At 35.6% G+C, this 2,537-nt stretch carries 2 protein-coding genes and 1 other RNA gene; all 3 read right to left on the reverse strand.

Annotated elements, in window-relative coordinates:
• Positions 1–87 precede the first annotated feature (87 nt).
• An RNA gene (gene rnpB / locus Q7P22_RS11475) (RNase P RNA component class A) lies at positions 88–455 on the reverse strand.
• 224 nt (positions 456–679) lie between these two features.
• Positions 680–1,405, reverse strand: a complete 726-nt coding sequence (locus Q7P22_RS11480) for a hypothetical protein (protein WP_303864286.1) — start codon at positions 1,403–1,405, stop codon at positions 680–682.
• Positions 1,406–1,518: 113 nt separating this feature from the next.
• The coding region (locus Q7P22_RS11485) for a Nif3-like dinuclear metal center hexameric protein (RefSeq protein WP_303864288.1) at positions 1,519–2,537 on the reverse strand (1,019 nt) is incomplete at its 5' end.

Genomic DNA, 2,537 nt, shown 5'->3' on the forward strand with positions numbered 1-2,537 from the left:
GGTGGTTTTATGTTTCGCCCTTAAGGGCTCAACAGGCTAAAGCCTACAACAAAAAAACACCTGCCAAAGCTGGTGTTTCCTACAAGATATGTGAGTAAGTCTATAAGCCGAGTTCTGTATTAAATGATCATCTATCTAGGCCAATTGTTACCAATAAGCTCAAGCAACCTACCATTGGACGGCAACGAGCAGCTGCCCTTGTGTGTCCGTTCTTGGTCTTGCTCCGAATGGGGTTTACCTAGCCGAATAGTCGCCTATCCGCTGGTGAGCTCTTACCTCACCGTTTCAGCCTTACCTATCAAATTACTTTGTAATTTCATAGGCGGTTTACTTTCTGTTGCACTTGCCTTAGAGTCACCTCCACCAGGTATTACCCGGCATCCTGCTCTATGGAGCTCGGACTTTCCTCTCGTACAACCTTGCGGTTTTGTACCAGCGATCATCTGACTTACTCAGAATGTTATCTTAACATATGTTTATTTTATTTGCAATGGAAAAAACATCAAGGTAGTAAGCAAAACCGTATAAGCCACCAATGGTCACTGTAATGTGGACGAAGAAAGTTCGCCCCTACGACTTGAGAAACAAGTTCGTTTTCCAACTTTCCAACCTAACAACTTTATCCTCTAATCATTACATCACCTTTGGCAATCTTAAGCTAGAGACTAGCTACTGTTTCTCAGATTTCTTGCGTCTGTGAGATGATGATGACTCTGCCGCAATTTTCGCAGGTGTAGGAATGTAGATGGTTCTTTTCAATGCTTTGTGTGAACATTAATGAGAACTGCATCTTACAGCCATCACAGCTATCTCCAGTATAAGGAACTAAAACGGGGTAAAGGTTTTCCTTCTTGTCATAGTAAAATTTATAAGATTCTGGTGCAAGTTTATCATTGATCTTCTCTATATTTTTGTAAACAGAAGTTAGTGATTTTCTTGCATCCTTTTGCAGTTTTTCTAATTGCTTTATAGAAGATTCTACTGCTTCATAGATTTGTTCTAATTTTGATTTGAATCTCTTAATTTGCTTAATATTTGTTAGGTTTTCTTTTCTTAATTGTTGAAGAGTTTTATTTTTTTCTTCTAGTAAATTTTCATTATCTTGAATGTCTTTTTCTAATTGGCTAATTGCTTTTGGTTTAAGAACTCCACCACTATTTAGCATTTCTTCTGCAATAGAGGTAGCTTGCTGAATATTTTCTACCTCTTCTTTTAATCCCAATGCAATAGCATCTTTGTCTTTATATTCTGTTGCAATTTTTTTAGTAGTCTGTAATAGTTTATTGTAAGTTTCTTTACTTTTTTCGATGTGGTTTTTTAAATCCGTTACGCCTATTTCTTTTTCTACTTCGATGATTTTATTTTCCAATTGTTGTAATTCCCATAACATTTCTATATCAACCATTTTTACACTCCTTATTAAACACTACAAATCATTTATACTACTCTATTTATCTATATCAACACATTGGTGGAAACCCCACTCTTGTGATTCGGTTCATTTAGTAGCCCGATAAGCTAGTAAACTTTTAGTGTATCTCTTCCAGAAGTAGACCGCATGATCTCTACATGTACTTTGCTCTTTTTCGCACATTCTTCTAAGTATTCACTTAAGTACTGGATCACAATGATTTCTGTTGAAAAATGACCAGCATCTATCACAAATATTCCGATTTCTTCTGCTGTTTGGCCATCGTGGTATTTTAGATCTCCAGTAATAAAAACATCAGCTCCAGAAAACTTTGCTTTATGCATATAATTCGCACCAGCACCTGAGCAAACTGCTATTTTCCTTACTATGTTTGGCATAGGACCACTTCCGCGCAAGTTATTTAGATTCAATTTATTTTTTACAAAGGCTATGAATTCATTTCCGTTCATTTCCTTGTCCAATTTTCCAACAACACCTAGCCCTTGTGCTCTTCCATTGTTTTTTAAAGGATATATGTCATACGCTACTTCTTCATAAGGATGTACTTTTAAAACGGCCTTTAATGTTCGCTCTAAATCCCCTTCTTTTACAATGGTCTCAATTCTCACTTCATCCACTTCTTCTATTTTTCCAGGTGTTCCTATATACGGATTCGTGTTTTCTAAAGGCTTAAAACTACCGACTCCTTCTGTTGCAAAACTACAATGGCTATAGTTTCCAATCCATCCAGCACCTTGGCGTCCTAATTCTTCCTTAATTTTCCTTATATCTGATTTTGGCACAAAAATAGCAAGTTTATACAAGTTTTCATAATTTATTTTATCTAAAACTTCCAAATTTCTAATTTCTAGGTGATTTGCTAACCAATAATTAAGGCCTTTATGACTAATATCTAAGTTTGTATGTGCACTGTAGACGCCAATTTCTCTTGTGATTAATTCTTTAATTAATCTCCCTTTATAATTATCCCATCTTACATTTTTTAATGGTGAAAAGAGAAAAGGATGATGGGATACAATAAGGTCTACTTGGTTTTCAATGGCTTCTTTTAGTACAGCATCATTTACATCTAACCATACTAAAACCTTGTTAACTTCCATATTAG

Origin of the sequence: Alkalibaculum bacchi (assembly GCF_937875145.1) — a bacterium.
GTDB classification, from domain to species: Bacteria; Bacillota; Clostridia; order Eubacteriales; family Alkalibacteraceae; genus Alkalibaculum; species Alkalibaculum bacchi_A.

Excerpts from the sequence above, each read along its gene's own strand:
- Q7P22_RS11480 (WP_303864286.1), bottom strand. The coding sequence starts at position 1,405 with ATGGTTGATATAGAAATGTTATGGGAATTACAACAATTGGAAAATAAA.